At 44.7% G+C, this 26,544-nt stretch carries 22 protein-coding genes and 1 pseudogene; 9 read left to right on the plus strand and 14 right to left on the minus strand.

Annotation, left to right across the window (positions count from 1 at the left end):
- The first annotated feature begins 47 nt into the window (after positions 1-47).
- Entirely contained in the window at positions 48-1,034 is a 987-nt protein-coding gene (locus tag R7P35_RS06320; protein ID WP_258457546.1) for a LacI family DNA-binding transcriptional regulator, read from the plus strand.
- Between the two features lie 63 nt (positions 1,035-1,097).
- Here R7P35_RS06320 and R7P35_RS06325 read toward each other — a convergent pair whose 3' ends face one another.
- From R7P35_RS06325 to R7P35_RS06345, 5 genes and pseudogenes are all read right to left on the minus strand, one after another.
- The gene (locus R7P35_RS06325) at positions 1,098-2,471 is read right to left on the minus strand and encodes a carbohydrate porin (RefSeq protein WP_258458596.1); all 1,374 of its coding nucleotides are present in this window, start codon (positions 2,469-2,471) and stop codon (positions 1,098-1,100) included.
- A gap of 697 nt (positions 2,472-3,168) precedes the next feature.
- A complete protein-coding gene (locus R7P35_RS06330; protein WP_213899216.1) occupies positions 3,169-3,819 on the minus strand; it encodes a hypothetical protein in 651 nt (216 codons plus the stop codon).
- Positions 3,809-5,263: a T6SS phospholipase effector Tle1-like catalytic domain-containing protein gene (locus tag R7P35_RS06335; RefSeq protein WP_258458568.1), complete on the minus strand. Its 1,455-nt coding sequence runs from the start codon at positions 5,261-5,263 to the stop codon at positions 3,809-3,811. The genes R7P35_RS06330 and R7P35_RS06335 overlap by 11 nt, the downstream gene beginning before the upstream one ends.
- A complete protein-coding gene (locus tag R7P35_RS06340) occupies positions 5,230-6,459 on the minus strand; it encodes a LysM peptidoglycan-binding domain-containing protein (RefSeq protein WP_258458567.1) in 1,230 nt (409 codons plus the stop codon). The genes R7P35_RS06335 and R7P35_RS06340 overlap by 34 nt, the downstream gene beginning before the upstream one ends.
- 370 nt (positions 6,460-6,829) lie before the next feature.
- A pseudogene (locus tag R7P35_RS06345) lies at positions 6,830-7,153 on the minus strand (IS1-like element transposase); the annotation flags it as partial.
- A 394-nt stretch (positions 7,154-7,547) separates the two neighbouring features.
- Here R7P35_RS06345 and R7P35_RS06350 point away from each other — a divergent pair.
- Complete coding sequence (locus R7P35_RS06350) at positions 7,548-9,152, plus strand: S8 family peptidase (protein WP_213906691.1); 1,605 nt, start codon at positions 7,548-7,550, stop codon at positions 9,150-9,152.
- A 260-nt stretch (positions 9,153-9,412) separates the two neighbouring features.
- On the opposite strand, the gene fabG is transcribed toward R7P35_RS06350, so the two are convergent.
- The 4 genes from fabG to R7P35_RS06370 form a co-directional block, all read right to left on the minus strand.
- The gene (gene fabG / locus R7P35_RS06355) at positions 9,413-10,132 is read right to left on the minus strand and encodes a 3-oxoacyl-ACP reductase FabG (RefSeq protein WP_042523233.1); all 720 of its coding nucleotides are present in this window, start codon (positions 10,130-10,132) and stop codon (positions 9,413-9,415) included.
- 300 nt (positions 10,133-10,432) lie between these two features.
- Positions 10,433-11,227: a metal ABC transporter permease gene (locus R7P35_RS06360; protein WP_213972241.1), complete on the minus strand. Its 795-nt coding sequence runs from the start codon at positions 11,225-11,227 to the stop codon at positions 10,433-10,435.
- 2 nt (positions 11,228-11,229) lie between these two features.
- Positions 11,230-12,156 (minus strand): metal ABC transporter solute-binding protein, Zn/Mn family, encoded by a 927-nt coding sequence (locus R7P35_RS06365; protein ID WP_025767961.1) that lies wholly within the window; start codon positions 12,154-12,156, stop codon positions 11,230-11,232.
- Positions 12,146-13,288, minus strand: coding sequence for a hypothetical protein (locus tag R7P35_RS06370; RefSeq protein ID WP_017633595.1), 1,143 nt, complete (start codon positions 13,286-13,288; stop codon positions 12,146-12,148). The genes R7P35_RS06365 and R7P35_RS06370 overlap by 11 nt, the downstream gene beginning before the upstream one ends.
- 208 nt (positions 13,289-13,496) lie before the next feature.
- On the opposite strand from R7P35_RS06370, the gene R7P35_RS06375 reads away from it, so the two are divergent.
- Entirely contained in the window at positions 13,497-14,168 is a 672-nt protein-coding gene (locus tag R7P35_RS06375; protein ID WP_054574565.1) for a cupin domain-containing protein, read from the plus strand.
- Between the two features lie 73 nt (positions 14,169-14,241).
- Here R7P35_RS06375 and R7P35_RS06380 read toward each other — a convergent pair whose 3' ends face one another.
- The gene (locus tag R7P35_RS06380) at positions 14,242-14,481 is read right to left on the minus strand and encodes a YdcH family protein (protein ID WP_005373737.1); all 240 of its coding nucleotides are present in this window, start codon (positions 14,479-14,481) and stop codon (positions 14,242-14,244) included.
- Positions 14,482-14,709: 228 nt separating this feature from the next.
- Between R7P35_RS06380 and R7P35_RS06385 the strand changes: the two genes are divergently transcribed.
- On the plus strand, positions 14,710-15,513 hold the full coding sequence (locus R7P35_RS06385; protein ID WP_213910124.1) for an SDR family NAD(P)-dependent oxidoreductase: 804 nt from the start codon (positions 14,710-14,712) through the stop codon (positions 15,511-15,513).
- A 77-nt stretch (positions 15,514-15,590) separates the two neighbouring features.
- Here the strand turns inward: R7P35_RS06385 and R7P35_RS06390 are convergent, their stop codons facing one another.
- Together R7P35_RS06390 and R7P35_RS06395 are read right to left on the minus strand one after the other, a co-directional pair.
- Complete coding sequence (locus R7P35_RS06390) at positions 15,591-16,493, minus strand: LysR family transcriptional regulator (RefSeq protein WP_017633593.1); 903 nt, start codon at positions 16,491-16,493, stop codon at positions 15,591-15,593.
- A gap of 80 nt (positions 16,494-16,573) precedes the next feature.
- Positions 16,574-17,443, minus strand: coding sequence for an AraC family transcriptional regulator (locus R7P35_RS06395; protein ID WP_005387011.1), 870 nt, complete (start codon positions 17,441-17,443; stop codon positions 16,574-16,576).
- A gap of 125 nt (positions 17,444-17,568) precedes the next feature.
- Between R7P35_RS06395 and R7P35_RS06400 the strand changes: the two genes are divergently transcribed.
- Positions 17,569-18,717 carry a PLP-dependent aminotransferase family protein gene (locus R7P35_RS06400; RefSeq protein ID WP_017819834.1) on the plus strand — a complete coding sequence of 383 codons (1,149 nt, stop codon included), beginning with the start codon at positions 17,569-17,571 and terminating at the stop codon, positions 18,715-18,717.
- A gap of 411 nt (positions 18,718-19,128) precedes the next feature.
- On the plus strand, positions 19,129-20,157 hold the full coding sequence (locus R7P35_RS06405) for a hypothetical protein (RefSeq protein ID WP_053304579.1): 1,029 nt from the start codon (positions 19,129-19,131) through the stop codon (positions 20,155-20,157).
- Between the two features lie 68 nt (positions 20,158-20,225).
- Here R7P35_RS06405 and R7P35_RS06410 read toward each other — a convergent pair whose 3' ends face one another.
- Complete coding sequence (locus R7P35_RS06410) at positions 20,226-20,552, minus strand: DUF4156 domain-containing protein (RefSeq protein WP_005387015.1); 327 nt, start codon at positions 20,550-20,552, stop codon at positions 20,226-20,228.
- 42 nt (positions 20,553-20,594) lie between these two features.
- On the opposite strand from R7P35_RS06410, the gene R7P35_RS06415 reads away from it, so the two are divergent.
- From R7P35_RS06415 to R7P35_RS06425, 3 genes are all read left to right on the plus strand, one after another.
- On the plus strand, positions 20,595-20,750 hold the full coding sequence (locus tag R7P35_RS06415) for a hypothetical protein (RefSeq protein ID WP_213871512.1): 156 nt from the start codon (positions 20,595-20,597) through the stop codon (positions 20,748-20,750).
- Between the two features lie 27 nt (positions 20,751-20,777).
- Positions 20,778-21,488, plus strand: coding sequence for a biotin/lipoate A/B protein ligase family protein (locus tag R7P35_RS06420; protein ID WP_005373753.1), 711 nt, complete (start codon positions 20,778-20,780; stop codon positions 21,486-21,488).
- Positions 21,489-21,773: 285 nt separating this feature from the next.
- Complete coding sequence (locus R7P35_RS06425) at positions 21,774-23,342, plus strand: DEAD/DEAH box helicase (protein WP_213972243.1); 1,569 nt, start codon at positions 21,774-21,776, stop codon at positions 23,340-23,342.
- Positions 23,343-23,446: 104 nt separating this feature from the next.
- On the opposite strand, the gene R7P35_RS06430 is transcribed toward R7P35_RS06425, so the two are convergent.
- The gene (locus tag R7P35_RS06430; RefSeq protein ID WP_318091876.1) at positions 23,447-26,326 is read right to left on the minus strand and encodes an MGH1-like glycoside hydrolase domain-containing protein; all 2,880 of its coding nucleotides are present in this window, start codon (positions 26,324-26,326) and stop codon (positions 23,447-23,449) included.
- Between the last annotated feature and the right edge of the window lie 218 nt (positions 26,327-26,544).

Here is a 26,544-nt window from a genome sequence, read left to right on the forward strand (position 1 = left end):
CTCTTTGCAAACAATCCCAAAAACGAAAAACAGAATGGATAGGAACAATGGCGAGTCTGCATGATGTCGCCCGTCTGGCTGGCGTATCAAAATCAACAGTGTCACGGGTTATAAACGATGAGTATGGCGTAAAAGAAGCGACAAAACTGAAGGTCCGCCAAGCAGTAGCGGAGTGTGGCTATGTGCCGAACCAAGTCGCTAAAGATCTAAAATCTCAAAAGACCAATCTGGTTGGTGTCATTGTTCCTCGGGTTTCCTCTCATGCCACATCCCAAGGTGTCGATGGATTAACCGATGTCCTTGAAAAAGCCGGGAAACATGTCTTACTTGCTAGCACTCACCAAGCCCACGAAAAAGAACTGGAATACATTCAGATCTTTAACCAAAAACGGGTTGAAGGGATCATTCTTTACGCCACCCACCTCGATTCCAAACTGGTAAAAGCAATTCAAAACTCAGCCGTTCCAGTTGTGCTCGTCGGTCAAGATGGTTCCATGTTTAATATTCCAAGCATCATTCATGATGACGCACGAGTAGGGTTTGAAGCGGGAAATAGACTGGTTGCAAAAGGTTGCCAAACCATGGGTTTTATTGGTGTGCAAGGTGACGATATCGCGGTAGATAAGCAACGCTCTGAAGGATTTGTTCAAGCGCTACAGCATCATGGTTTTGAGATTTCCTTCCATGCTCGTGGTGACTTTACCATCGATTCTGGCTATTCATTGGCAAAACAACACTTAACAAAGAACCCTAAGCTAGATGGCTTGTTCTGTGCGACAGACCGTATTGCTATCGGTGCGATGAGAGCGATTCAAGAGCTCGGGTTAACACCGGGTAAAGACGTTTTAGTGCTAGGAGTTGGTGATGATGAGCTCGCATCAGTGTGCACCCCAACCTTATCAACATTTAACTATGCATTTGATAAAGCGGGTGAAAATGGTGCGAAACTGCTACTAGATAGAATTGCCAACAGAAGTTTTGAAATGAGTAAGATGGTACTAACATTCAAAACAATTGAGCGTCAGTCCTGTTAATGAAAAAGCGCCAACTGAAATCAGTTGGCGCTTTTCTTATTACTCTTTGTCGGTTAGATCCCTTTAGAACCAAGTTTCCATTTGCAGTGCAAACAGAACTTCACCACCATCACCCATCGTTGCAGCACCCGCATCCTGGCTAATCGAGTAGCCATTCAAGTCTTCGCTCCAATCAACGTAGCTAACTGCAAAACGTAGCTCCGGACGGTCAAAGAAACCTGCAGCGGTAGACATCTTAAGCGTTGGTGCAATTGTCGCTTTGTAAAAACTGCCACTTGCTTTATCAATCGCATTGTCTAGGTCCATGTATTGGTATGAGCCTTCATAAACCATCTCAAAGTTCTGCGTAAACTCTTGCGCTAAGCGGATGTTGAACGATGCCCACGTAAATTCATCATTTTTAGCAAAGCGATCTTGGCTGTGTTCTGCTAGCAACGCAGGTGCTACACGCCAGTTGTCGCCGATGCGTGTTACACCATAGCTAAACAAGCGTACGGCTTTTGCGTCTTCTAACAAATCTCCGTTTGAACCGATGCCTTTAAGTTCCGCACCCAATCCATCACCCATCAAAATACCGGTTTTAGAGAAGCCTTCACTCATGCCAAAGAAGTTATCGCCATGGTAGGCAAACATCGCATGTAAACCTTTGTCCGCTGCTCCTTCTACGCGATCATTGTTATCAGCTGACGTCATGCCGCTCAGCATCAATTGCCAATTACCGAAGCGGTTGTTCATTGTCGCGATATAGTTTTCAACATCCGTTGACGAGCTATCAATCTCACCAAAATCACGACCATAGATCGAGAAGTTTGCTTTCCATGATTCGCTCATTTGGACGTCATACACACCAGCACCAGTGCCAGATAAGAAAACAATATCCGAGTCAAAGAAGTGAATGTCAAAGTTATCACGGTCAAATCGTTTACCAGCCCAAAACGTCGCGTCAGCAAACGCACTTGATTCAGAGAACATGCTCAACTTGTTTAGCTCAGCATATACCTGACGAACGTTTAATTGACTCTCACTCGCTGTCCATTCGTTATTGGTTTCCGTACTATCTGCCAACATGATTCGGAACAATGAGCTGGAACCATCATCTGCAAAGCGTTTGTGAATAAGGTTTGCTTCCACATAATGATCATCCTCAACCCCTAATCGTCCAATTGGCGCGCCAATAGCACCAGCTGCCGTCATGTAAGGACCAGTACCCACTGCACCATTCAGATCATCATTAATGAGCAGCCCGGAACGAGCGTAGCCATGAAACTCAAAGCTTGAGGCTTTCTCATTTGCTTCTGTGGATGCTTTTTCTGTCTGCTCAAGTCTCTGTTCTAATTCATTAATTCGCTTTTCAAGAGCGTCAACATCTGTTGCTGCGAATACAGGTGCAGTAACCAGTCCAAGCACTACTGCCATCGTCAAAGTGTGTAGTTTCATTTCCATAGTCTCACGTAAATTTATACTTAGGCATATTGCAAACGTTCCCAAAAAAAAATCGCAAACTTATGGTGACTTTAAATGTCCATCTAAAGCCTGAATTTCAGAGCGCTCGTACTCAGAGCGTCTCTACTACTTATATCAATGAGGGCGATAATATATAAACTTTTCGGGAACGTTACCGCAAAGAGGTGATTTTGTTACTTCTATCACGTTCAATTGTGTTACTTACAGAAAAATCATTAACCAGCGCACATTTGAGTTAATTGTTAGCCCTAAAGGAAGTAGTTTGAAGGTGACAGGCTACAAAGAAGGAGTTTAGTGTTCATTTGAGAGAATAGTGCTCACGAGCTTCCCTATGCTACTTGATGGTAACTCATCTCTATTTGTTGATGAAAAGTAGCAGCTAAGGTTGAACATAACTAGGAGCGAAGCGGATCTCGATACCTTGGTTCAAAAGACATGAAAGGCAGTTAAGACGAGATAAACACCCTTCACTTTCTGTGAAGAGCGCTTTGTTATTCTAATTCAAGCTAACGAAACTCATTTTTGGACAAAAATGAGTTTCGGAAAAGCAAACATTAGCAAACCATAAATAACTACAGATATGACAAAGTGAAAAGGCCCACTGTTAGGTTAGATGAACGTGGGCTAAGGTTGTACAGGTTAAGGCATGGAAAATCGGCAGTTTCAATGACTAAGGTGTATTATCCGTGAATGGTTTGTCTGAGACCTCACCTCTGCCTTCATAAAGAACAACCACAGTTGAGTTCTTATGCTTGCTATACGGTGCTACTTGAACCCATCCATTAGGGTCTGCTCCCTCTCTGACCGTGCAGTCATCGTTTATTTCTGGAGTACAGCCGTAAGCGTACAAAAGTAAGACCCTATCATTATTTACAAGAAGCTTCATGACTGGGTTTGCATGATGGTTCTTGTAGTAATGGTTCATTGTTTCAATTTTTTTCTTGGCAAGCTCACTATCTATCGCATCATCAATTCGAAACCATTTAGTGTCATAATTCTCATCGAAATTACCCCATTCGGGCTTCCAACGCTTTTGCCACTTTTCACGGGATGAGCCGCCACCAACTCCATTTTCCCATTTACCTTTTATGGATCTAGGGATACCAATGCCAATGCTTGCGCTAGCACAACAGCCCTGAACGCTCCCATACGCAAAGCTTGCACCTCCACCATATATATCACTGACCCACATATCACGAATAAAATGAGGACCACTTAAAGACCCTGCATTGCCAATGCTCGCAACTGAAACTGGCTTACTCTCAAAGCAACCATTAAGTAAAAAGCACATGCTTACAGCAATTAAAAATCTATACTTCATTATCAAATACCACTCGCTTGAGTTGGTTTCCTTCTTTCGTTACCGCGTTAACAAGATTGTCCATAGCAGTCTCACACCCCGCGTTGATTAGAGCATCATGAGGCCGATGTATCCATTCCTTTCCATACTGGCTAATCTCACCCTGCCAATGTGTTGGTGCAATGCTTCCTAACGGTTGAGCTAATAGCTTTTCGTTCAACGTTTTTAAAGCCACATCATTTCCTGTCAATTGACTAAAATCTTGTTGATAGGCGAGCTTTTCGTCATCCCAATTAACACCTGCAACCTCTGCCTGCTGTTTCATTCTTTCTAATGGCAAAGCCGAAAGAGCATTGCTAATAGGCTGTAACTCGTAATAATAAAGGATGCCATTCACCAGTGTCACAACACCATATAAACCCTTAGTTCTGCATTCCAAATTCCAAGCATCTTGAGCTTGCTTGTGTAGGCGCTCACTGTATGCGGCGGCTCCATAAACATTCTGTTGTGCTTGTATATCTTCCCTTATAGATTCTGTTTTTATTAACTCACGATTATAAGTTGCAGACAGAGGCATGCCATACCTTTCAGGTAAACCTTGCTTTGCATACTGCTCTTTTGAAGGATAACCGCCACCAATGTCTGTGTGACAGCCAGCAAACACCTCCTCATAAAAGTTAGAAGGTAGAATGCCATCGCTAGGTAGCAGTGACGTTAGAGGGAAGTTTTTTCTGTATTCGTGATGGGCGCTTATCTGTAATACACGCTCAGCACAACTAGTATCAAGTCCTAGTTCAAAATTGCCTTCATCGTTGTTTCCTGCTAGATAGAACGAGCCTACGGTATCGAACAGCCCAACAAAGCGAACACTACAGGTACGTGTCTCGTCAGGATAATAACCATGTTTAAGCTGGCTACTGATATCATTTTGGTGTGCTAATAAGTTTGGGAAAACTTCACCGAATGACTCTCCATCACGCGGCTTATTATAATCAGGTAACCCATCTTTAACGGCATTAACAAAGTGACGAGCTAAAGCCGCTCCGCGACTAAAACCAAATACATCGAACTCAATATGTGTTATAGATTGGTATTTTTGCTGGCGGATCAAATCAGTGATAATTCCATAAAATTGTTTTGTCCAATTTTGCCACTTATAAAATGCCCCAGTATCGTCAGCGACAAGGTTATAAGCCCTATCAATGAACGTCCATGTTTTCTCTAAATTATTGGGGCTGACACCAAACGCCTGAGCTAGATCGACCTCATCTTTTCCTTCATCTATCAAGGCTGGGGTTTGCCACGCTCCATCCACAGTCCCGACCCCTGCAACATAAATTTTATTGGTATCATCATCTAATGGGTAAATTTCAAATAGCCGTGCCACATTAGTGCGTGATTTTACTCCACGTGTTTCTTTGTAGAGATCATTCAGATGATTTTGCCCAGTTTCATCAAAGAACACCCCAATCCGTAGTACTTTTTCATCGACTTTTTTACATTGAGGACTGGTGTTGTCTGAGAAACACCTTGAAGCTCAAAGATGTGTTTCATTGACGGAGAAAGCAGTGGCTGATTGTACTTCCCCCATGTATTACCTAATACATAGCTCTCGCCAACTTTTATCTCCGTTAACGGTGAGGGAGATTCTTTGGTTTCTTGAGCTTCATCGCCAACATCCGATTTTTCAACAATAAGAACATCGCCAGCTCTTAAAGCCATCGGATCTTGTTCGAATGATGGGTTTAATTTGAGGAGTTCTTTCGGGCTAAGGTCGTAATACCCTGCAATGTCACTCCAACTTTCATGCTGTCCATTATCCTTCATATTCACTTTATGGGTTTGAATTTCTTTGGCAGCGGTATCGTTAATATCAGAAGGTGTTTCTCTTGGTAGAAGAGGCTGTTGTAAAGAAGAAACAAGAAGAGCCGTATCAATCAGTGTCGCATTTTCGTCGAGCCAAGCCATACTCACTTCGCTCAGTTGTTCGTTGGTCAACTTAGCACGGGAATAGAGTATGTGTTGTTTCCCTGGTTCTTTTCCTTCAATTTTCACTGGAACCAGTAGAGAATTAAAAATCTGATTGCTTGCGAGGGTATTAGATATGCCATCAGATGAAGATTGAGTAATACGCCAACCCCACTTGCCGTCACCTAGTATATCGAATTCATACAACAACTTGCCTTCGTAGAAGTAGTAATAGAAGCCATGCAAAGACCAACCTAACTTAGACTCGCTCTCTAGAGATGGCAACAAGGGGATAAACTCAGCATTAAAGTATTCAGAGCCGATCGGTCTTGGCGTAACGTCAAAGGATGTGCTGATGCCAAAATTCTGATGAAACTCATGAATCAGCTTTTTTGATTCTTCGACATGGCACTCTCCTGTGAGCACGGTATACCTTGCCGAGTCTAACGCCTCTTCAGAGTGCCAGCGTTTAATGCTCTCCTCATTATCAGATTTACTAAGAGAGAAGACACCTAATTTCAGACTAGAGAGATCGGATTTTGGTGCATAGATCTTAATACGGCACTCAAACCCTGCTACAGGCTCAGGTTCGAGCGCTGGGGTTGGAGTTGGGGGAGCGAGAGGGGTATCCTCCTGAACTGGGGCATATCCAGCACTTGTTAACCGTTTCGGCTTAGGGAATTCTATTGGCATATCATATACTTTCATTTCAAAAGTACATTTTACCAACAGTGCATAGATCACACAGTAAGCAAGTGAATTGTTTTGCTATGCAATATGCTTGATTTCTTAGGTATTTTAACTAAAAAGACAAGCTCTGTGCACATTTACAGAATGTTTGATGGTCTTTAATCCCTAAATAGCCTTGGTACAAAGACGATATCAATTCAAAACCACCTTTTAATGAAAAATCTTTGCCTCTTCACATTAGCAATATTTGTGCAAAACTCGGCTAACTATGACCGTAGGCTTTTTGACGACACCAATAAAGGGGCAAAAGTGTGTTTCAGTTCTTAAATGGGGAAGTGTTTTCCTCATATACCTCAACCAATACAGCTAGCCTTTCAAGTTTACAAATTAGTCTTATATTTGCTTTATCGAAAGGCATTGAGGTTACTTACCTTGGCGAGATTTTTTAAAGTACTCAATACTGTGTTGTATACGACATTCAACACTTGTACTGTTTCCCTAACGCCAGAGCTATTCATTGACATATCAACAGTTTTTTCTTTTACATCTGGCTTGCGGGCTTCGTAAACGTAATCGAGTTAAAGCTCTTTCGACACTCGATACATCTGGAGCGAGGAGAGCCAGAATGCCCTTTTCCATGTTCACGAACGGGCTCTGTTTTATTACAGAAACGATATTGAACTTGGATAGTAACCATGAGTTAAAAACATCAGAAATCAGGTGGCTATATTAACATCTATCAACCGATTTGAGTTATGACCAATAAAAGGATAGTTAGGTTTTTATTGCGTAAATTATCGGTAAGATGAAGTCATATAACAGGCAATATTTCAGGTGTGTAGAATTATTCTATTTTAGGGATTTTGCTCTAAGTCTAAATGAATCTTTGCATTTCAATTTCAATAAAGCTTGGTTATTGATCATGTTTCTGAGTATGCGAATTATTATCAGTTATGCATATGATTGCTCATTGTCTAGTTTGACTTGTGTAACGTCACTTCAGCACGCACTACGCTGATTGTCTGTGTTTTCGTGTTGACAGTTTGGTACTAGGTAAAAATCAACAAGACTATGATTTCGAGGAACATTTTATGTTAAAGAAACTACTAAGTTGTTGTATCACCTCCGCACTCTGTTTTCATTCTTCTCTCGCTTTTTCGCAACCCAATGAGATTGCGGACAGTGCAGAGTTACAACAAGCTCCGGACATATTACCAGCCACATTAATGCTCGCACCGGACGAGATCGCCATTGCAGATCGCTACATAGTGGTATTTCAACAACCGCAAATGATGGCGAGCAACTCAACGGAATTCGAGCAATTCACGCAACAATCCGTAGACCGCATGTCTGGTTTGTATTCGGTAAAAGTGGAGTCGGTTTTTGACCACTCGATAAGTGGATTTGTCGCTAACTTGAGTCCTGAGCAACTAAAAGATCTGCGTTCTGATCCTCGTGTGGACTACATTGAGCAAGACAGAATCCTATCGCTTGACCCAATAGTCTCGGCAGACGCAAATCAAACCAATGCCATTTGGGGACTAGACCGAATCGACCAACGAAACTTGCCACTCGATAACAACTACAGTGCCAACTTTGATGGGACTGGGGTAACGGCTTATGTCATCGATACTGGTGTGAATAACGCGCATGTTGAGTTCGGTGGTCGCTCAGTTTCAGGGTATGACTTTGTCGATAACGATGCAGATGCAAGTGACTGTAATGGACACGGCACACACGTAGCGGGCACCATTGGCGGCAGCTTGTATGGTGTTGCGAAAAACGTCAACCTTGTCGGCGTGAGAGTATTGAGCTGTACCGGATCGGGTTCTACTTCTGGTGTTATTGCCGGTGTGGACTGGGTGGCTGCGAACGCTTCCGGACCTTCAGTCGCCAACATGAGTTTAGGCGGCGGTCAATCCGTCGCTCTGGATAGTGCGGTGCAAAGTGCGGTTCAGTCAGGTGTCAGCTTTATGCTAGCAGCAGGTAACTCCAACGCCGATGCGTGTAACTATTCTCCAGCACGCGTTGCTTCCGGAGTAACTGTCGGATCGACCACTAGCACGGATGCACGTTCGAGTTTTTCAAACTGGGGCAGTTGTGTGGATGTATTTGCGCCAGGTTCACAAATCAAATCTGCATGGTATGACGGTGGCTACAAAACCATTAGTGGCACTTCGATGGCGACGCCACATGTGGCGGGTGTAGCAGCATTGTATCTTCAAGAAAACAGTTCACTGTCTCCAAGCCAAGTAGAGGCCTTGATCGTTAGCCGCGCAACTAGCGGAAAAGTGACGGACACAAGAGGCAGCGTGAACAAGCTACTTTATAGCTTAACGGATGCAGATTGTGGCCAAGACTGCGGTGGCCCAGACCCAACACCGGACCCAGAAGGCAAATTAACCTCGGGCGTGCCAGTAAGTGGTTTAAGTGGTTCAACTGGTCAAGTAGCGTATTACTATGTTGATGTAGAAGCTGGGCAGCGTTTAACCGTACAAATGTATGGTGGAAGTGGTGATGCGGATTTGTATCTCCGTTTTGGAGCAAAACCAGCACTGAATGCATGGGACTGCCGACCTTTCAAATACGGTAACAATGAAACATGTACGGTCAGTGCGACGCAAAGTGGACGTTATCACGTCATGATTCAAGGTTACTCAAACTATAGCGGTGTCAGCATTCAAGCGAGCTACTAGTTATTCTTCTCGTTACTAAAAGAGAGCAAAGCCCGCTTTTCGGTGGGCTTTTCTTTTGGGAATACTGTGCTTTAGGGAATGCAGTGTTTAAGAGGAGACGCCCGACGCTATTCAAACGTATTGGCCTTTTGCTTCAAAAACTCAACTCGAAGCGAAATCGAAGCTTTCTATTAGTAGTACTCACATAAGTCGGGTTCCTCAAACAAAAACGCCCTTCATATAAGTAAAAGGCGTTTTTATTTTGGGTTTTGATTAACGAGCTATAATACCAACCCACCGTCAATCTTGAGCACTTGGCCTGTGATGTAGGCGCTCTTGTCTGAGGTTAGGAAAGAGACGCCATTGGCAATATCTTGAACTGAGCCCATGCGCCCTAATGGGGTTTTGCCTTTCATCATTTGAATGACTTTCTCTGGCAGGTTCTTGGTCATGTCGGTGGCGATAAAGCCTGGCGCGACACAGTTGACGCGTATCTGTGCACCCTTTCTTGAAAGTTCTTTCGCCCAGCCTTTGCTCATTGAGATGACGCCGCCTTTACTTGCGCCGTAGTTGCTCTGGCCGATATTACCATCCGTTCCCACTATAGAAGAAATGCTAACAATACTGCCTGTGCCCTGCTCTAGCATGACAGGAGCAACACGTTGGGTGAGTAAGAACACCGCTTTTAGGTTCACGTCGATCACGCTGTCCCAGTCTTGCTCTAACATGTCTGGCAACAGTGCATCTCGAGTGATGCCCGCGTTGTTAACCAGAGCATCGATTCTTCCGTGCTGCTCTACAACACTTTCTACCACTTCACTGACAGCTTCGGCATCACACAAGTTGACTTGATAACTGCTTAGCTGCGCCGACTGGCTCCATTCCACGGGCGATATGTCTAGCCCGATTACGTGGAATCCATCCTCCAGTAATTGCTCACAAATCGCTTGGCCAATACCACGAGCCGCACCAGTGACTACTGCTACTTTTTCCGGTTTCATCTTGGTCTTCCTTAAATGTTGAGATTACAAATTCGCTTGTATCCCTAGCGTTTTTTGTTTTTATGCCTAGTCGCGTTACAGCTGCGCTTCTCATACGCAGGGTCTTTTATATCTTATAAAAACTATAGAAACAGTCTGGGAGTCGAATGTGAACTAATCAAGGCAACTTGATGACTATGGCAAGATCAACGTAAGAAAGTGTGTTGGAAGGCGCAAAGTTACACGATTGGAGGACTTGGATAGAAAAGTATTGGTCTGATTAATCAAATACTACTTCATCAGACCAATATTACTTGTCTCTTAATCTCTTACAAAAGCTGGTTTTGTTATTATCACCAGAAAAGGCTGAAGCAAGAGATTAAACAACATGCCAGCAATAAACAGGGTGATCACAATACTCGCACCACTCGGTAAGTCATAGCGAGCCGATGCGGCAATACCCGATAAGATCCCAACAATACCAATGCTGATACTAGCGACAAAGAATCGAGTTCCCTTCAATGCTGCCGCACATAAAGCTGGAATAACCAACAAAGCAAATTCTAAATAAATGCCGGTTAACTTGACCGTAATGGGCATCAGGATTGCAAAGATCAGATAAAAACCACTACCGCGCATAAACGCAGGTTTTAACCAAACCAATAGCAACATCGCAGCGGTAATGAGTGCCAGAGGCCAAACGTCTGCCCAAGTCGCCCATAACAATTGCCCATTAAGAATGCCTTGAATAAAGTCTCCGCCGTGTGGGTCTTTACTCACCAGCAGGATCGCCAGCGATGCAGACACGACAAACAAGCTGCCAATCATGGGCTCTAAATGTTGCTGGTATCGTTTCTCCATTAAGGCAATCAAACCGCAAAGCATCAAAGACATCACCCAAGGGCCAATCATTTCGCCAAAGAATGAGCCTGAGAACAGCGCGTATTGGCTCAACCAGTAGTGGCTTAGTGCTGCCCCCAATGCCGCAACTTGCGCCACCGCCAAATCTATAAAGATGATCTGACGATTAAGAACTTGTTGCCCCAGAACGATGTTGCCGACCAACGCAATTAAACCACACAAAACCGCAGGTAAAAGCCATGCATAATCCGCCATACTTAGATCCTCACAGGAACGGGCGGCACTAACACATCCAGTAAATCATCAATGACCTGATCGTACATCTCATCCAAGCTTTCACCCTCAGAAACGGTCAATGGCAGTTGAATCACAGGTTTGTCAGTATGATCTTGCAACCAGTTCGCTGGACGCTGATCCTGATGAGAGGAGTAAACAATCGCATCAAAACTGTCGGCATTTAACTTGGTGAGTGATTGCAGGTGAGATGTGGTCGGTGAAATGCCCGGTTTAGGTTCGAGATCGGCAATCTGCTTCATTCCGAGCCAATCGTACAAATAACGATACGTCGCGTGATAACCGACAACTTGCTTACCCTTTAAAGCAGCCCCTTTCTCATTCCATTCTTTAAGCTTTTTACGCCAATGAGCACGAAACTTCATACCATTCACTTGGTAACTTTGTGCGTTGTCGGGATCAATCGCTTTTAGGCGCTCCGTGACTTTACGAGATAATGGAATCATGTCATTTGCCGCAAATTGAACATGTGGGTTACCGTGAGCGTGTATATCTCCCATGCTACGGTCAACGTGAGCATGAGTATCTAACATGCGCACGAAGTCCGTCGCGTAGATCATGCTCGGCGCACCATTTTGCACCGCCGCATTGCTGCTACGAACTTGCAGCATAGGTAACCACCCCACCTCTAGCTCTGCGCCCGAACACATTGCCATGTCCGCTTGGCGCATCTTCGCAATCAAAGAAGGACGAGCTTGTACGTAATGTGGGTCTTGCTTAGCCGTTGTCGCTGAATAAATACTGGCATCTGGCGCGTGGCTTTCAAGAAAGGCTTTCCATTCTGGCTCACAAACGAAAATGTTTAGAGCCGAAGCAGGCGAAGCAATGATGGCAGCTCCTGCCGCCATCATCACCAAACTGCATTTATTTAATGTCAGCTTAGAACGCATGAGCACCGTGCGCTCCAAATGTCATCACGTATTGCAGAGTGAACACGTTGTCTGTCTCACTGTCTTGGTTATCAATGCGAGTGTATTGCGCACGGATAGTACCGAAGTGAGAAGAATCCCATGCGATCATCGCATCCATTTCTTTATCATTCAGCTCAGTAAAATGCATGTGGTCGCCATGTGCATGACCATCGTAGCTTTCTGCTTCGCCGTAACGTAGACCTGCTGACCAGCTTGGGTTGAAGCGATAAACACCCGAAACATAGTAAGCGCTTAAGTTGTCTGGTGACTCTGCATCGTTTTTATATTTGCTATCTACCACACCGTCTAACAGCATGTATTCAGCCGATAGCGTGAAGTTGCTGTATTTGTAATTACCGTCTGGTGCCCATTTCCAAACAAAATCAGCACCGTAAAGGTTCGCACCTGTCACTGCTGCGCCATGATGGTGATCGTGCTCATGCTCTTCTTCATGACCGTGGTCGTGATCTTCGAATTCTTTAACCTTGCCGTTTTCGTTACGCAGGTAACTTAAACCAAACTGCCAACTTGAAGATTCGGAGAAGTCACTACCAAGCTTCAGCGTCGTGGTGTACACGCCAACTTCAGAACCATCTTCGACAGAAGACATTTTGCTACCACTGAGCGCTTCTACACCAAGTTTTACATAAAGGTCGGTTGGCAACACGATGTTTGCACGTACACCATCATCGTAGTAGTGCGAGCCAAGGAAAGTACGATAAGCAATTGGACGCTCAACAAAGCTATCGGTGTGCATGTGTTGGTTGTTCAGGTAACCAAAGTCAGATAGGAATCGGCCAGCGCGCACGTTTACACCATATGGCAATGCCAAAGTTTCGATGAATGCCTCTTCAAGCTCTAATTCTGTCTCATCACCATGACTTTCAAGAACCGCGGTCAATGCGCCGTAAAACTTGTCGTCGATATTTGATGAGAAGTTTAATTCCGTATGGCCTAGACCAAAGCCTTCTTCGCGCTCAGAATTATGACGTTGGCCATCTTGGTAGTAGCCATCAACAACAACACCAATCTGTGGGTTCGATAGTGTGTCGGCAAAAACAGGGGATGCAAAAATGCTACCGATCACGAGAGACACTAATTTCTTATTCACTACTTTTTCCTTTTTGTTATGTTATAACATTTAATTTTGCGATGTTATAATATAACAATTCTCATTACACAAGCAGAAATTTAAATTAGGCTCCGATTTCATGTTCGTACTCAATCCATGAATTGGGCTATCAACAAATGAATCAATTGATGTTTTTTATACGTATACTAATGAGAATTAGTAATTAAATAAGTAACGGAATTTCAATATGTTGAATATGGATTTTTCAAAAAGAATCGTGATAGATACTGCTCAACAGGAGTGGATCGCCAGCCCTTCCAAAGGTGTGTGGCGCAAACCTTTGGAACGAGAAGCCAAAGAATCAGGGCATACCACCAGCGTCGTTAAATACGAGCCAAATTCGCAGTTTTCGACTCATCCTCACCCTCAAGGAGAAGAAATATTGGTGCTCGAGGGAGTATTCTCTGACGAATACGGTGACTACCCTGCCGGCACTTACCTTCGTAACCCTCCAGGAAGTCAACACGCACCATTTAGCAAAGAAGGCTGTGTGATTTTAGTTAAACTAAATCAGTTCGAATCTGAGGATCTTGAAACAGTTCGCATTAATACAAACCAAGCGAGCTGGCAGAGTGGTGTCGGTGGGTTGCAAGTCATGCCGCTGCATAATTTTGAGCACGAACATGTCGCGTTGGTTAAATGGCCAAAAGGTGAGAAGTTTCAACCACACCGTCACTTTGGTGGTGAAGAAATTTTCGTATTGTCAGGAGAGTTTAGAGACGAGCTAGGTACCTATCCCGCTCTCTCTTGGATTCGAAGCCCACATATGAGCGAGCATTTTCCTTTTGTAGAGCAAGAAACGATCATTTGGGTAAAAACTGGTCACCTGCCGCTCCAAGCTCCTGCTCAGCACTCCTAATGTTTGCACACTTGGCATCGTCCATTGGAACTAAAATCGGCCCGCAATTTACGAGCCGATGATCATTTCGTCACTAAGAACCCATTATTCGCGAGTGGAGCCAGTCTTTGAGCTCAGCCCGGTTATGTTTTAACACGTTCATTTCGTGATCATCAATCGGGCTTCCTTGAAGTTCTAGTACGCGGATTTCCTTATCTAAAGCATTGTAGTTTTTAACGGTTTCAGCAAATGATGCATCGTTTTCGGTAAGCTGAGTAATGGTATCCAAATGTTCTGGGAATTCATGAGTTAATGAGTGATTTTCACCTAACATAGAGACCTCTTGGCTATTATTTGAGTACAAAACAGTGCCTAATTTTTGAGCACCACATGTATAACCGTAGCATCTAATGAGACGTTAATTCGTCGCACCGTCCACAAAAAGAACAACAAAGTTATTTTCAATTTTTCCTAGAAAGTGTTTTCTTTTTAGTCTCAATAGTCGAATGCAAAAGATGCCACTATGATCGTTCTATAATAACCCTCAACAATGAGAGCGATCATGCGAAAGACAATTCTAGTTACTGGATCTACTGACGGTATTGGTTTAGAAACCGCGAAAATGTTAATTAACCGTGAACAACACGTAATAATCCATGGCCGGAATATAGATAAAATTCAACAAGTTGAGCAAAGTTTGAGGGAGATGAAAAGTGGTAAAGTTGAAAGCCTTGTTGCTGATTTATCCTCTCCCAATGCGGTAAAACAGATAGTGATGGAGATAACAGAACGGTTCAATCGTTTAGACGTCATCATTAACAATGCTGGTGTGTACGCAACACCAAATCCAAGAACTAAAGAGGGTCTTGATGTACGCTTCGCAGTCAACACCATTGCTCCCTACTTACTCACTAGAGAGCTATTGCCGTTGCTCGGTGATACGGGTCGTGTGGTTAATTTGTCTTCAGCTGCACAAACAACAGTAAACACTAGCGCTTTAGTCGGTAATAAACCATTGTCAGATGGCGAAGCATATGCCCAAAGCAAATTGGCATTAACGATGTGGTCACGAGCAATCGGACTAAAGCTTAAGAACACTGGCCCTATGTTGGTATCAGTAAACCCAAAATCATTCCTAGGTAGTAAGATGGTTAAAGATGCTTATGGGGTTGCTGGTGGTGATATCCGCTTAGGAGCAGATATTCTAACTCGCGCTGCGCTATCAGAAGAGTTTGCTCAAGCGCATGGTATGTACTTCGATAATGACATTGAAGCATTCGCGCCCCCACACCCTGATGCATTAGATCAAAGCAAAACACAGCAGATAATTGATAGTATTGAATTAATCCTAAGCAAACTCTATTAATAACAATTAAGAATTATCTTGAGGTTCGTTTTTATTCGGACCTTAAAAACAATGTATTCGATAATTGAAACTTATTATCACTTTTCCGCAAACTCCCAATAAGGTGGCGTGCCATAGTATTCAGCAAAGTAATCAATAAAGGCACGCACCTTAGGCGCAATTAAACGAGAGCTTGGGTACACAGCCCAAATCCCAGCATCCATCGCTAAAGGGTGATCTTCGAGTACTTCCACTAGCTGACCACTTTGTAATTCTTGATAAACACTCCAAACCGAGTTGATAGAAATACCTAACCCGTTTACCGTCGCGTCTCTCATCGCATCACCATTATCAGTTTTAAAACGACCAGAAGTTCTTACATTGACCATTCCATCTTTTGTATTGAATGACCAATTATTCATTCCAACTAAGTTAATACATTGATGATTCGTCAAGTCTTGGGGCTTGTTAGGCCTCCCAAATTGTTCAATATAATCTGGTGATGCAACGATAATACGACGATCTGGCGCAAGCTTTCTTGCGACCAATGAAGAATCTTTCAACTCAGCGACACGAATGGCGACATCGAAACCTCCCTCAACCAGATCAATAATGGAATCAGAAAATCGGCAGTCCACGGTTAACCCTGGGTAACGCGCCATAAAACCTTTTAATGCGGGCACAATATGCAAGCGACCAAAAGTTGCAGAGGCGGTTATACGTAATACTCCCGTTGGCGCGCTCTGCCCTGAGCCAACAGCTCCCCTTGCTGCCTCCACTGTTGCAAGGACCTCCTCCGCGTGAGGTAAAAAAGCCTGCCCTTCTTCAGTTAAGGAAACTTTGCGTGTGGTGCGATGAACTAAACGAACTCCTAAGCTGTCCTCAAGTTTGTTGATGTGCGCACTAGCGACAGCAGGAGAAAGTCCAAGCTCCTGACCAGCCATGCTGATGTTGTGTGTCGAAGCCAAACGGACAAATAGCTTTACATGATCGATGTTCATTTAATTTTCAATTATTTGTAAAAAATCACCATATAGAGCTTAGCATTTTCTTCCTTATGGATAGTAAATAAGTACTCCGGTTAGAAAAAACTGATGGGAAGATAGAAGTCCAGCTCAAACGCCTCATCATGGCTGAGGAAATGGTTTTTATGATAGTGAACATAAGCGGGAGTAGAACGCTGCTTAAAGCCTGAATTCGGCAACCACTTCTCTAACACCATACTCAATTGAGGAAGAAGCTCTCCATATACGCCTGTTAAGCGAAAAACAGCATGTAAACCACCCGGAATCGTCATTTGATTCACGACACCGCGTACTTTAAGCGGCTTATCAATCGCCATACAAGCCACATAGCGACACTTATCGAGCTCGACCCAAGCGGGGTTGGAGTGATGCAAACCGTATTGAACCGAAAAGTCCCGATTCTCAGAGCTTGCCCACGCCTTCAAAATTAGCCACGCATTGCGAATGGAACGGCTATAACCCTCATGCCGCACATAAGCCGCAAAGCGTTGTGGAACCTCCATAATTTTAGGTTCTGGCAACTCGCGTTTAGCAACCCGATGATAACCCGCAGCCACTTCCGGATCTTTTAGATACGGCTTTTCTGCGACTTGTAAATCATGCTTTCGCCACGCGCCAGGAGACATAGCGAACGTTGCTTTAAACGCTCGGCTAAAAGAAGATACCGAGCTAAAGCCGCACTTGTTAGCAATGTCTAACACCGATGAGCTGGTATCAAACATCAGTTGATTGGCGGCGTATTCCATTCTTGTTCGACGGATATATTGATGGACAGACTCCCCTACCACATCTTTAAAAATACGATGGAAGTGCTGTTCAGAATAGGCTGCTACATCTGCTAGCTCTTTAGCCGATAAATCTCTGCTAATGTCCTGGTGAATGTAAAACAGCACGTCATTGATTCTGGAAACTTGTTGATGGCTCACGGAGTAAACTTTCGCTTAAATAGCATAAATGGACATGTTTAACAGCATAAATGGACACACCAAGCTTGGCAATTTACCTATACTATTTCTGACATAAAAAAAGACAATTACGAGAAGCACAGCACATGGAAATCGCACAGTCATTACAACAAACTAAGTCATCCTACATCCGAGAGATCCTCGCAGCAGCGAGCGATAAGAACGTCATTTCTCTTGCAGGTGGCTTGCCGGACGAAAAAACCTTCCCGATCGACTTAATGAAACCGACGCTCGAAAACCTCGCTAATATGCCAGAGGTGTTTCAATATGGCGCAACAGCAGGCTACGCCCCGCTACTTAACTTTTTGACCGATTATTACCAGCTGCCGGAATCTCATTTGGCTATGATCACAACGGGCTCTCAGCAAGGGCTAGATTTGATTGCGCGTGCGTACGTAAATCCGGGCGATAAAGTGGTGATGGAAGCACCGAGCTACCTTGGTGCTATGCAAGTATTCGGTCTAGTGCAAGCCAACATCGTGACCGTTTCACAAACCGAGTGTGGCCCAAACCTTGAAGAACTCGAACAGTGCTTTGCCACGCAGCAACCAAAAATGTTCTACGCCGTACCCGATTTTCACAACCCAACGGGCGTATGCTGGGCGCTAGAGACTCGCCAAAAAGTTGCCGAGCTTTGTATACAATACGACGTGGCGTTCATTGAAGACGCACCATACCGCGAGCTGCGTTTTTCTGGTGAAGCGCTTCCACTGGTTTCGGACTTCTGCCCACAGCACTCCATCGTATTGCGCTCTTTCTCCAAAATAGCTTCACCAGGCTTGCGTATTGGTGTAGTTACGGGCAAGAGTAGCTACCTTGAGCCACTCATCAAAATTAAACAAGGTGCCGATCTGCACTCTAGTATTCCTATGCAAGCTTTGCTGCATGGTCTACTGCAACATGACAACTTCGAAACGCACATTTCAACCATCTGTGCGCTTTACAAATCACGTTACGATGTCATGTTTGCTGAACTGCAAAAACAGCTGCCAGAAAGTTGCGTACTCAAACCCGTCGATGGTGGTATGTTCGTTTGGGTCGAGATTCCAGAATGCGACACCTTCGAACTGGCGAAAAACCTTCTCGCAAACTGGGTTGCTGTAGTGCCTAGCCCGGTCTTTTATCCAGAAGGTTCAAAGGTAAAAGCCGCTCTGCGTCTTAACTTTACCAATGCTACACCAGAAGAACTGACGACCGCTGTCTCTCGACTCGCGGATGTCCTCAACACGTTGTAATTGAACGCGAGTGTAAGAACCTGCCTTTGAGATTCAAAAAAAGTCTCAAAGGCAGCATCAAAAAAGTTCCCCAAAAAAATTTATATTTTTCCTTCAAATCAACTCTCTACAGTAAGTGCCTGTTTTCTCTTGAACCTCTCACTCATATAAAAATGAGAACTCAATCACGTATTTGATGGTTAGAAAAGTTACGTCTATCTTTCAGTCAAAGACATCAACTTCGCAGCGTTAATGCTCTCAATTTCAGACACTTTATCAATCGTGGCTTAGCGGTTGATAAACGACTAAAAAAGCATCTGTGGGCAGACCCACTACGAAGGGTTGACCAGAACCATTCTGAATGTCGCGAGCCAATCTTTTGATTGGCAATTACGTCAGTGAATCGCACCAAATGACAGAGGGGTTATCAGGATGAATACTCGAACCACGACAGGACTCGTCACCATCGGCTGGTCCGTTACACTTTCACTTTTTACCGCATTCGCCGTGTATGCCAATACGTCGCCAAACTGTAGTGACGTATTAGCGGGCAACACAACCGCCGCATCGCAAAAAATGATGGTTTTATTGGGCGAAGACATCACCAAATCCAACCGTATAACTACGGTGATTCCAGCCGAAAACAATCCATTTGTGACCGAAGAACTGGTTTCGGTTTCTAACGACGTATCGCCAAACGGTCGTCTTTCACAAAAGAGTTTGGAAGAGATTCGGAAAGTCCGCTCAAATCTAGAGAAAGCAGCACAGGAAGTAAGCCGATTACAGGGCACTTTTGAAGTGGCTTTCATCAGTTTGATTGATGGTTACTGCCAATTTTCTAATCATAAACGTACTCAACATGCCAAAATCGACTTTGACCATTTGGAAGGCCTCACTTTGTATTCAATCCCCGCTTTAATAGCAATGGTCGATCAGTCGTACTCCATGGCAAAGAATCGAATCGCTAATGAGCAGAAACAGTTAAGCGACATTGAAAAAGAAAAACAGCGGCAGAAACAACAAGCAACCGCGGCAGCAGCCGCTCGTTACCAAGACGGTAACGTACTCGTAAGAGTCGAGAACTTTGATGGCGCTAATGTGACATTTTCCGTTACTAACATTGGTTCACAAGGATCATTACAACCAAATTTCAACACGTTTAATGCATATCGCACAGAAAGTGGAGAATTAATCTACAAGTCAGAATCTTTACTACACCTGGCGGATACTGCAGGTAACACACTTGAAACAATGGGTATCGCTGAGCTCTCATCACAAGGTGGAAGTGACATATCGATCTCTCCTGGAGAAACCCGAAAATTCGTTACTAGCATTGCTTCAGAAGTCGCGCCACATACGCAGTTGAGCTTAGAGTTTCCAGCCAAAGTGCTTAATACCGAGCGAGACTTTACATTGTCGTTCTCTGATACATCAGCGGTGGCGACAGCAAACGTCAATTAACGCAAGGTAGCCAGTATTTGTAGAACGCATCAAAGACAGGAGAGCAGCGCCTGTCTTCAAGCCTATAGCTACTGTTTGCACTTGTAAGCATTTGCAAACATCGTTACTGACGTAGAAAAGCTCAATGGTTGATATAAGTACAGGGTATCTGCGTCTAAATCCGCCGCCTTGATGCGCATTTGGTTTAGCGTACCCCAAACCATGTCTTTATCTGCGTGAAGCCAATAGTCGTAAAAGTGGCCTTCTGAGCCGATCACGGTACCCATTAGTTCACAGTTTTCAATCGCATTCACATTGTCCCAAAGCACCTGTACTTGCTCAGATTCTTGAGTTGGGAACGTCACACATCCCGTTAATGATGCCGCTAACGCGAGAGTCATCACTCGCTTTTTCATACTTATATCGCCAAAATTTTTCATAGATGGCAGATTTTATGAATGGCTGATGTGATGACTAGCAAAAACTTTTTATCGCGTGTTCAAGCAGAATTAATGGACAACGGAAAAGATCCAAAAGGTGATCATGCAGCTAGCGAGCAAAAACCTAATAATCACAGACCTAGCAATAAAGCTGTATCTGAGATACAACAGTAATGATTAAATAGCCGCGAGGGATAGAGTTTGGTTGCTAAAAATAAGCTAATTCGCTACACAGCTACGGAAGTCGCTGATGCATTTGACAAAGAAGATGAGCTCATTAAACAAGTTCAGTCCAACCAACTCTCGCAAGTGCTATTGCTTTGGCAAGTAAAAAGTCCAACGCTCGTGCTTCCCGCGGGTAAGAAATGGCCAGTGTCTAATGAGTTAGAACATGCGTTAAATACGTCTGGCTGGAAGCTCTTTTCTCGTAAAACCGGTGGTGCCCCAGTCCCTCAGGTGCCAGGTATTATCAATCTATCCCACATTTACCACTGGCCAGAAGGCGAGCCTTACAACATCAAAAAAGCGTATCTCGATTTATGTGCGATATTAACGGTTTTCTTTAAACAGCTCGGCGTGAAAGTGGATGTTCATGCTACGCCTTATTCCTACTGCGATGGCGAGTACAACCTCAACATTGGCGGGCAAAAAGTCGTGGGAACCGCGCAGCGTGTTTTACTTAAAAAAGGCGGCGGACAAGTGGTATTGTCACAAGCATGCATTCTGATTGATGCCGACGTCGAGAAGATTGTCGAACCAGTACGAATGTGTAATCAGCTTTGCGGTCACAGCGATGATATTCGTGGTGATGTCCACACACCGCTCTTCCATCATGTATCCGACCGCCCATCGGTAGATTCGCTCTTTCAGCAATTGACGAGTGCGTTTTTAACGCATGCAAAAGCGGAGTAATGAAAGGATCAAGCCTCCCCCTTGCTCCGAAAAGCATTCGATAAACTCAAACTGCATGCCGTGATAGCGATGTAAGAATGGGCATCGCCAACGTAAAACCATTCAATCGATCGATCAAACCAGTTATCAGTTTTGCCTGCCAAAAAGAAATGAGATCCAGTTCAAATATTTATCCATGACGGAATTAGTTGAAGCCTGCGCGTAAAAGCCTCAGAATGTCGCACTTTTCGCACCGATTTGTTTTCGGCGCGTTGTTATCTAACTCTACAATTGAGAATCATACATATGGGTTTTACCTCGTTAGGTCTATCTGCTCCAATCCTTAAAGCTATTCAAGAAAAAGGCTACGACACCCCTTCGCCAATTCAGGCAAAAGCAATTCCTGCTATTTTGGAAGGGAAAGACGTAATGGCAGCAGCGCAGACTGGTACAGGTAAAACCGCAGGCTTTACGCTACCGATTCTTGAGCGTTTATCGAACGGCCCTCGCGTTCGTGCTAACCAAGTTCGTGCACTTATCCTGACGCCAACGCGTGAACTTGCGGCTCAGGTGCAAGAAAACGTGTTTATGTACGGCCGTCACCTTCCACTAAGCAGTACGGTGGTTTTTGGTGGTGTGAAGATCAACCCGCAAATGCAGCGTCTTCGCAAAGGTGCGGATGTGTTGGTCGCGACACCAGGGCGCCTGATGGATTTGTACAACCAAAATGCGGTGAAGTTCGACCAACTGGAAGTGCTAGTGCTCGATGAAGCAGACCGCATGCTAGATATGGGCTTTATCCGTGACATTCGTAAGATCCTAGCTCTGCTACCTAAACAGCGTCAGAACCTACTTTTCTCTGCAACTTTCTCGGATGAAATCCGCGACCTTGCGAAAGGCTTGGTGAACAACCCGGTTGAGATTTCCGTTAACCCGGAAAACTCGACGGCGAGAACGGTTGAGCAAAGCATCTACCCAGCAGACGTGAAGAAGAAAGCACCGATGTTGGTTAAATTGATCAAAGACGGCGATTGGAAGCAAGTGCTGGTGTTTACGAAAACGAAACACGGCGCAAACCGTCTGGCGAAGTTCCTGATCGAACAAAATCTACCGGCTGCTGCCATCCACGGCAACAAGAGCCAAGGCGCGCGTACCAAAGCACTGGCGGATTTTAAATCGGGTGAAATTCGTGTGTTGGTCGCGACGGACATTGCTGCGCGCGGTATCGATATTCCGCAATTACCGCAAGTGGTGAACTTTGAGCTACCGAAAGTGGCAGAAGACTACGTTCACCGTATTGGTCGTACTGGCCGCGCGGGCGAAGTAGGTGAAGCGATTTCACTGGTGTGTGCGCTAGAAGCATCTGAATTGTTTGCGATTGAACGTTTGATTCAAGAAGTACTACCACGTAAAAAGTTGGAAGGTTTTGCGCCAACCAATGTGGTGCCAGAATCTAAACTGGATACGCGCCCAATCAAACCGAAAAAACCTAAGAAGCCGAAAAAACCAAAAGCGCCAAATGCTGCAAGTGAAAATGCCCCAGCAGCCGAAAAGAAAGCAGGCAATGGTGCAAACAAACCCAAACGTCGCTTCAACGGTGGTAGCAACGGCAACAAAAACAGCACCAACCAAGGCGGTGCAGGCAAGCCTAAAGGCAACCGTGAAGGCCAAAGTCGTGCAAACAGTAAACCAGATGACCGCAAACCTAACGGCAACAAGCCAAATGGTAATAAACCGAATGGAAATAAACCAAACGGTAATAAGAGTGGCAACGCTGGTAAACCGTCTGGTAACCGCAAGCCAAACAATGCTAAGCCTGCAGGAAACAAACCGTCAGGTCAGCGCCGTAAGCCTCGTCCGCAAGCTGCAAACTAACCTGTAAACGGCCACCGATAGCAAATACAACAAAGCCGCTGATAATCTCAGCGGCTTTTTTTCTTAAAACACAGTTTTTTAGAATACAGCTTTGTTAAAACAGTCTACATTAAAGGTGTGATTCGAATATCTGCGATTTGCGCTTCGTTCTTTTCACCCTCAATACCACCAGCGTAAATGTAGGTTTCATTCGATTTGAGGTAACTCATATTGAAGTGGTCCTTCAGCGCGATCTGATAGGTTTTTCCCTGCTCCAACGCTACTTCAATTGGCGTTGAGTAACGCATACCTTGGTTTTCACCAATATGGCCCATCTGCAAGTAACCTTGGCCAACCACCTTACCTGCATCATCCAATACCTCTAACAATTTCACGGTGTTCGTGATGCCAGTATTAAGTTGCCCTAGGTTATTGTTGTACCAAGCATCGAACTGGTAAGTGCTCGTTACAGGCGCTGTAAACGACTCTGTACCTTTTACGATGCCACTGTCTTTACTCACCGTAACCACTGAGACATTGTCTTTGAGTGGCTGATATTCGCCATCGAGTTTGATGCGGATCTCTTCACCGACACAAACAGGTTGGCTTGGGTTAGAACGGAAGCCTTTATCGTTAATGCTTTCAGCCAAATAACAAGCAAAACCTATTGGCGTATCGGAATAAGATTGAGCAATCACGTTCTTTTGAATCAGCTCGCCATTGCGATACAAGTTCACGTTGTACTTACTCGTCACGTCAATCGAAACCGAATTATCAACGCTTTTTACCACCAATGTTGGCTCTTGCGGAGAATAAACGCGACTATCTTCACTTGCGTACGGTTTCACACCAGAAACTAAAGTAATGCTGCTATCTACATTCACAAGCGCGCCCAATGTCACGTGGAAATGCCCCTCATCGTCCATCGTGACATTTTCAACTGGGTAGTAACCTGTGTCATCTTTGCTTACTTCAGGCAAGTCAATCGTTACCGAGTAGTTCTTTCCTTTGAAGGCAAAGTTTTCCAACGTGATTTGTTCAGACTGAGCCAACAAGTTATTGCGCACCCAACTTGTGATAAACGGCTTCACTTCCAACTTGCCCGTTTCGGTATGGATGCCGAATAGGGTCTCTACCACCATGTTCAAGTAGCCACCCACAGACCAAAGCTGACGCTGAGAGTTAATAACTGGGCCATCCATGCTTGGATCTTCACCATGATCACTATGGATGATGAATGACTTACCAGAAAGCCACTCTAAGTTTTCCATGTTGGATAAATTAGTTGCCGTACCACGAACCAACGATTGAATGGCATTGTTCGCTGCTGCCACATTTTGTGTTTGATGCGCGGCGCGCAAGCTGTACGCGGTAACAAATGGCCAAATTGCGCGATTATGGTACACAGGCACGTCCGGTTGTTGAGGGAAGTAAACCGGCACGCCAAACTCACTGTGTGGGTAATTGGCCATGATTTGTTTCGCCTGCGCATCACTTGCCACACCACTGATGATCGCAAGTGCTTCGCCCAACATGTCATATTTGTCGACCGCGATGTCTTTGCCATTATCAAACAAATAACTTACGTACATACCGCGTTCGGCATTCCAAAACTGCTCGTTGATAGCGGTTTTTAGCTGTGCAGCCCACTCGGTGTATTTGACCGCGTTGGTTGAATCGTACTTCTCTGCCAACTTAGCCGCGAGCTGAATCGCGCGGTAGTGAACCACGTTTGTCGATAACGCTTTGCTGCTACCAATCGCATTGACATCGTTTGGCGTCCACGTTGAATACGTTTGCTCACGCCAATCAAGGAATGATTGCTCACCGGTGTATAAACCAGATTTCGCATCAAAAGCCGCCAGGCGATCGGCTTCAAGTGTATTACTGATCGCTTTGTAAGCGCGCTCGGCAAATTGGTTGTACTCTTCCCCATCCAATGCCGAAAGTAAGCTTTCTGCACCAAGCGCCCAAGTCGTGCGGTCGGTACTGATTGGCCAGCTACCGCCCGTGCCCGTATCTTGCACAATCTGCTCGCCATCGTATTGCTGATCGGTCGTATCGCGGAAAGCGGACAATTTGAAATTCAAACCATTTTGCACGCGAGTTGGATTCATCAATGCAAGCGAAAGGTCTGCTGCGTACGCCAAATCACGCGTCCATACGTAATGCCACTTCGCGCCCGTCTCAAAAACTTCCGCTTTGATTGGGTTGTTGTAGTTGTAATTGCCGTCTTTGATTTCAGAAACGGCAAGCTGGTCTAGCTCTTTCATCGTCAACGCAAACAACGCGTCAAACGCGACATCGCCCGACACCACTCGCGGCCCTGTTTGTTCATTAATCACTAAGCCTTGGTCGAGCGCATCACGCAATTCTGTCGTCGTTGAAATACCAAATTCACGCAGTTCAGCTTTAGGATCTTTCACCGAAAAAATCACGGTATCACTCGAGTCATCGTAATTGGCGAACAGTTTCACTTCTTTATCCTGATGCCCTTGATGCACCATTGCAGGGTCGAGAATCGCATCAGAGTAGTATTTTTCCGCTTCTTCTTGCGTTGCTTTCGTCACAGTCATTGTCGCGCGACTTTCATCGGCAAAGCTCACAGAAAACTTGTAATACCCTTTGTCTTCAAACGTGATCTCAGAGTTGCAATCATCGTTCATACACGCTTCATTCGTGTCTGGTTTTGGCAGGTACTCTTGAGCTTTATCGAACGCCGCGGGCTCCTCAAAATAGGTGTATTGGATCTGCCAACCCGGATCAGCAATCTTGAACTGATTGCTACCTCGAGCGACGCGCAGTACGGTTTCGTACTCGTTATTACCCAAATAGTTTAGCTTGGCATGCTCTGCCGTGCCCCAATCCCCATTTAAACCGCGTAAATATAAGTCGGCTGAAATAATTGGTTTGTCGACCGGCATTGGCGCATCAGAAGAATCTGACCCACACCCAGCAAGACCAATACAAGACGCGACAGCAAGCGCAATAAAACTCGGTTTCATGTTCATCCCTTAGATTGTTATTTTGGCGACAGTCTAAAGAACACCTTTTTGAGGGGAAAATAGGAAGTCAGGAGCGAGCTATAGATAACATCTATACGTCAAACCCCAACAGTGATGTAGATCTATGAAATGCGCATAATTTCAATCAAATGAGATTACAGATTTGTGATTTATAAATGAAATTGTGCAAAATACCCCTCGTTCTTAGAGGGGAAAGA

The sequence above is a fragment of the Vibrio sp. Vb0304 genome, assembly GCF_033338995.1.
In the GTDB taxonomy this organism is placed as follows: Bacteria; Pseudomonadota; Gammaproteobacteria; order Enterobacterales; family Vibrionaceae; genus Vibrio; species Vibrio alginolyticus.